At 40.0% G+C, this 6,137-nt stretch carries 3 protein-coding genes and 3 pseudogenes; 4 read left to right on the plus strand and 2 right to left on the minus strand.

Annotation, left to right across the window (positions count from 1 at the left end; all coding sequences use genetic code 11):
- Both AABS66_RS21445 and lptA read left to right on the plus strand, forming a co-directional pair.
- Window positions 1–308: transposase (locus AABS66_RS21445; protein WP_430225471.1), on the plus strand; the 308-nt coding region annotated here is incomplete at its 5' end.
- 651 nt (window positions 309–959) lie between these two features.
- Entirely contained in the window at window positions 960–1,439 is a 480-nt protein-coding gene (gene lptA / locus AABS66_RS21450) for a lipopolysaccharide transport periplasmic protein LptA (RefSeq protein ID WP_430225472.1), read from the plus strand.
- Window positions 1,440–1,613: 174 nt separating this feature from the next.
- On the opposite strand, the pseudogene AABS66_RS21455 reads toward lptA, so the two are convergent.
- A pseudogene (locus AABS66_RS21455) lies at window positions 1,614–2,808 on the minus strand (IS91 family transposase); the annotation flags it as partial.
- 414 nt (window positions 2,809–3,222) lie between these two features.
- Here AABS66_RS21455 and AABS66_RS21460 point away from each other — a divergent pair.
- Window positions 3,223–3,995, plus strand: a pseudogene (locus AABS66_RS21460) (IS91 family transposase); the annotation flags it as partial.
- A 194-nt stretch (window positions 3,996–4,189) separates the two neighbouring features.
- Window positions 4,190–5,130 (plus strand): annotated as a pseudogene (locus tag AABS66_RS21465) (IS110 family transposase).
- 491 nt (window positions 5,131–5,621) lie between these two features.
- Here AABS66_RS21465 and AABS66_RS21470 read toward each other — a convergent pair.
- Window positions 5,622–6,137 (minus strand): IS1595 family transposase (locus AABS66_RS21470; RefSeq protein WP_430225473.1); only part of this gene is annotated, 516 nt, incomplete at its 5' end.

Genomic DNA, 6,137 nt, shown 5'->3' on the forward strand with positions numbered 1-6,137 from the left:
CTGCCGGGAAAGTGCCTGTTTTCGGGCTTCTCAAGCGTGGTGGTAAAGTTTACACCAAGGTTATACCCGATTTTAAGCATTACAGAATTAACCACAGCACGCAATTTGTCGACAAAAAAGACCGGCAAAATCACATCAATGGCATTGAGAATTTTTGGAATCAGGCGAAGCGTCACATGCGTAAATTTAACGACATTCCGAAGGTACATTTTGAGCTGTATCTGAAGGAATGTGAGTGGCGTTTTAACACACCAAGTACAAAACACCCAATAACTACGCTAAAACAGATAGTTAAAAGTAAAATTTAAATCTTATCGAGGGGATGTTATTGATTATCGATAATTTTAGTTGACAACTCATCGATAATCAATGAATATTGAGCCATGAGTTTAATTACTATAAAAAAATAAAATTATGGTGTTTTTTTACTCTTATGAGTAAAGTACAATTCAATTATATCAGACTGTGTAAGTTTAATGTATGCACTTACATTTATTTGCGCCTGAAGAGATGACAAACATTCCCATCAATACCAAGAAGTAAATGTGTATGAGAAGGTGTTTTCTTTATTCCAAAAAACATGATATGGGTTATATGAAATATTTTCAATAACTATGCTAGATTAACAGACCAATTATATTAGTTGGTAATGATATAAATTTTAATTATCAGTAATATTAAAGAGCTATATTAGGTATATTATTATTTTGGTACGTAGGACATCAAGATTAAGTTTAAGGAATGCATGCTAAAATTTAAACCTTATCTAGGACAGCCCCTTGATTTTTGTACAAACGGTTATTCGTAAAATCAAAGAAATACCATATTTTTTGTAAATCACATTATCGTTTTGCTACATTTTCTTAATGCCTATGTGATAAAAACTTTCAATTTTACACTATTAATAGCAATAACATATTAATATGATAAATACTTCTAAATATAAGGTGAAGATATAAATGAGAGCCTATTTTTTCATTCTGTTTTTGATCGCAATTTTTTGTAACACTTCGTATTCAATAAGTAATAAATATACAATAGATTCGGATAGCCAATTAATACTATCAAATGGAAATATTAAGTCTATTGGTAATGTGCATGCTGTTAGCGGAGATATGATTATTAAATCGGATGAAGCTACTTATCATCAAGATAATCCAAAAAATATTTTTATAACAGCGGTAGGAAATCCAATAAAATATGCAGGGATAACTGAAGATGGTAAGCCTTTCTCTGGAAATTCTAAAAAATTCAAATATATACCAAAAACTGGCGAAATGATTCTTATTGGCGAGGCTTTTATTCAACAAAACGAAAACACATTATCGGCTGAGTTAATAAATTATAATGTTATTACAAAAAAAATGACAGCTTCTGCGGCGCCTAACAAAAGAGTACGAAGTGTTTTTTATCCAGAAGGGTTACCACAAAAAAAATAAGCTAATTGTGATGATGTATTCAAAATGCGGGCTTGATGGTTAGGAATCTCAATCAATGCAGTGACGCATTAATCGGGTGTTTTGAACGCTACATTTCTATTAAATTCTGGCCGTTTTTTCGTTGATTAACCATGAGAACAGTCGTTCGGTTAAATTATCATTTAAAAGCCTAATAATAGGCACACTGATCCTACGCTGCGGTTTGTCGCCACCATTTTCTAGCCATTTTATCCCGACTGCATGACTCCCTTTTTCCGCACGCATAAACCGCAGTCGATTTCCGCATAAAATACATTGATAGGGAGCCGTGTTTAAAAATTCTTTCATCAATGTCGAAAACCCCGGTTTTTCAGGCACGTTAAGATGTATAATATCCAACGCGTCATACACTTTGGGTAATAAGCTGCCGCGTTTGCGATTAGCTAAAAAACCGTAATAGCGGATCATCTTAAAATGTCGGGCTGGGATATGGCTGACATAACGTCGTATCATTTCTTCTTGGGATAAGGTCTGTCGTCGGTATTGTTGGTTGTGGTGGTCATCGTAATGATGGACCACGGAGCCACCGCTGTAGTATTTCAATTGGGAAGCCGAGATAGGCGGACGTTTTAGATATCGGCCCAGATATTTCACATTGTGCCAAGCACCGCGTGTTTTTTTAGCAAAATGCACTTTCCAATAACGTTGAAATTGGGTATTGAGGTAACGACACCAGGTCGGATAATCGCGAATATGGCCAAAGCTAGGACATTTATTGGATTGTAACTGAAAATAGCTGTCTCGAAGAAGCCGAATGACGGCACTGCGCCAGACCTTTTCGACGTCTCTCTTTTAAAAAAATCGATTTCCAAGTGTCATATTTCGTGCTCCCGCCTCAGGTGACGGAGAAATGAATGTGCGGATGTTGATTAAGTTGGCGACCATAAGTATGTAGGGCACAGAAAATGTCAATTTCGAGGCCTAGGCGCTTTGCGTGTTTGAGCATAGCACGCGTGGCACAGCGAAAGAGTCGGTTGAGCAAGGGCCAGTTGTTGTTGAAGAAAGGCCAAAGGAGGTGGGGTATCGTGAGGGTAATGTGTTGCCATTCGCAATCAGGCAAAATATGCCGTTGTTGGGCAACCCATTGTTCGGTTCCTTTGAGTCCACAAGCACTGCAGGGTTTGAATTTACAGGTTTGGCAAAAGAAGCGTGAATGTGTGCATTCAAGAGAAGAACAGCAATAGCAGCGAACGCCCATAGCGCAGGTGCAGCAGGCGAGCATCTTTTCAACACAGAGGAGCTGCCATTCATCGACGGTGTTGTTATCAATGACGCGGTTCCATCCGTCATCGTATTGAAATAGCAGTTTAGCGGGTCTGGGAATAGACATGGAGCAGAGTATAAAAGAGGAGAAGGGCGTTGCCTAGAAATAGAGCGGCTCTGCCGCGATGCTCACGCCAATAGCGTGCTTATGTTCAAATGCATGGCAAGGTCATCGGTGCATTCATAGCGCGTGAACACTACCTATTATGATGATCTCTATATTGAATACACTGTCGTAAAATTCTCTGATTTTGTCGCTTCAAATCACCTCCTAAGAAGGCAATCTGTTGAGTACAAGTTTTACGCCAGACACCGTTAAGCTTATCCCAGAAAGATATGGATATTTTAGTGTTCATCATCAATTCAATTTGGGGCTGTCCTAGATAACTAAAATCATCTAGGATAGCTCTATGTGAAAGAGCTGACTCAGTTAGTACAAACAGGAACGGTTAATTAAGCTGTTTATTTCAGGCTCTACAGTTCGTATCGCTGCCAATTCAATCAACATCCTCATATCCATTTATCGGTAGCTCACGGTGGGCTTTGCTTAAAACACAGTATCTGGCAGCCTATCTTCTTCAAAAAGAAAATCGTTGAGCGCTACTGGTGCCAGGCCGTCATTACTCTACTACGGAAAAATTACGTTTCATTAAATTTTTTCGCTGCAGGTTATTAACACATCCGTGATTACCATGAATAGTGCCAATTTCTTGAGGTCCAATTCCAGCGCCGCTGGAAAATTCACTTAGCCAAAAAACTCTAAATCCCCGACAAAACGTCAATTACCTTGGTCGTTACCTGAGGCGTCCGCTGATCGCCGCGTCTAAACTGCGTCATTACACCGGGGGCTCGGTCGTCCACCATTACTTCGGTCACCGAACTGGGCTGCATCGCACGCAACGACTGAGCTAGGAGGATATGCTGTGGTGCTATACCAGCCACCCCCCGTCTCGCCATTTTGAAATGGTTCGCTATTATAGCTTTCTAGCTAATCGCAAGCGCGGGACGTTATTAGCGAAAGTCTATGATGTGCTGGAAATGAATGTGAAAGATAAGCCCCAAAAGCCAGGATTTGCCCCACTGATGAAACAATTTACAAATGTAGAAACGTACCAATGTGTCTTATGTGGAAGCCGAATGGTTTTTAACTCTGCAGAGGCAGGATTCCGAGCTGAAACATTATTAGACATGCGTCGCCAACAATTTAAAACAGCACGGTGGTTACGGCAGGCTGGCCAGGGAAGATCCGTTTAAAATTTGGACAATCGTATAAAATGCAAGCTAAATGATGAAAATATAAATAATCACAAATTGATAAAACAGATGATCTGTCATCGACGTAGGGAGTTAAGGTTAGAAACGTGGGTAAAAAAAACATTCAATTAATGAGATGACCACTCCCTCTTTCAACGTTCTATACCTAGAAAAACATCATCAGGGGAACTATCATGGAAAATATGACGCTTATTGGTCTCGATCTGGGTAAAAACTCTTTTCACATTCATGGCGAAGATCGCCATGGAAAAGCCATTTACCGTAAAAAATTTACGCGGGCTAAATTGTTTCAGTTTCTGGCTAATTGTCCAGCAATGACTATCGTAATAGAAGCCTGTGGTGGTGCGGAAGCTCACTGAGCTAAGTTAATATCGCATCAATTTGTTCGCCCATTAGTCAAATCGAACAAAAATGATTTTATTGATGCAGAAGCCATTTACGAAGCTGTATCGAGGCCATCAATGCGATTTGTTCAGCCTAGAACTGAATTTCAACAAGCCATGCATGCTTTGCTCCGAGTGAGAGAGTCTTTGGTCAGATATAGGGTCAAAACAACAAACCAGACGCACGCGTTTTTATTGGAGTTTGGCGTCAGTGCCCCAAAAGGCACAGCGTTAATAAAGGCGGGAGCTGAAATTTTAGAGACAAACAATTCCCGCCTTACCTAAAAAATTTGCTTCAAAAACTGCGCAAGCATTACGATTATCTTCTTGAGCAAATTAAAGATTTAGAGGCTCAATTAAAGGGATCGTTGAATGAATATTGCACAGACCAACGCTTACTGTCTATTCCGGGCGTTGGCCCGTTGACTGCCAGCCTACTTTCGGCTCAATTAGGTGATGGAAACCAATATGGGGACAGTAGAGAGTTTGCTGCATCAACGGGTTTGGCCCCTCGAAAATATAGCACCGGAGGACGAAGTACGCTTTTATGGATCAGCAAACGAGGCAATAAAAAACTCCGTGCATTATTAGTCCAATGTGCCCGAGTCTATCTGCGAACACTGACTTATAGATCGGGTAAACTTGCAGATTGGGTCAAGCAATTATTACAGAGAAAAAACAATTTCGTCGTTACCTGCGCGTTGGCCAATAAGCTAACCAGAATAGCCTAGGCATTCACAACGCGTCAGCAGTTCTTTGATTCTAAATTATCATAATGAAATAATGGGTTATCTGGTTTTGCGAAGACTGATTATAGATGATATTAACGGCTAACCGACCTAATGAAAAACCTGTGGTTAGGAATGGCAGCTAAATTGCCGCTCAAGCTTATAAGGTTCATCAGGCGCGGAACTCATCGAGGCGCAGGCATAAAAGCCTATTAATATGCCAGATAGATTTATACAAGCCAACAATATTATTTGTATCAGTATTGCAAAAACGGGAGTGGTCATAGATCCTAACCATCAAGCATGACGGTCATTTCTACTTTGTTAGTAGGCGGGCATCTGAACTTAGCTTTGACATTAAAATGATCTAGTTGTAAATATTAATGCTTCCGTCCACATTAGCAATGATTCGGCTATTCTCGCTACGTAATGTTTTACCATCGAACACTTAAATGGTGCGGTTACTATCATTTTGGGACTGTCCTAGATAAGGTTTAAATTTTACCTTTAACCATTTGTTTTAACATGGTTAATTGCATTTTTGCATTTGGTGTGTTAAATCGCCACTCACATTCCTTCAAATACAGCTCAAAATGGGCTTTAGGAATGCCGTTAAATTTACGCATGTGACGCTTCGCCTGATTCCAAAAATTCTCAATGCCATTGATGTGATTTTGCCGGTCTTTTTTGTCGACAAATTGCGTGCTGTGGTTAATTCTGTAATGCTTAAAATCGCTCACATCCAGTACATCATAGCTGGCAAAATTATCGGTGTAGACGATGCTGTCAGGGTAAATTTTTGACTCAATTATCGGCAGTAATGTCCGCGATTTAGCGTCGGGTATAACCTTGGTGTAAACTTTACCACCACGCTTGAGAAGCCCGAAAACAGGCACTTTCCCGGCAGAACCTCTGCCACGCAAACCTTTACGACCACCACCAAAATAACTTTCGTCCAATTCAATCTCGCCATCAAACCAAGTGTGCTTATCAACATGCTCTGCTATCAG

The sequence above is a fragment of the Providencia sp. SP181 genome (assembly GCF_050446505.1).
Lineage (GTDB): Bacteria > Pseudomonadota > Gammaproteobacteria > Enterobacterales > Enterobacteriaceae > Providencia > Providencia vermicola.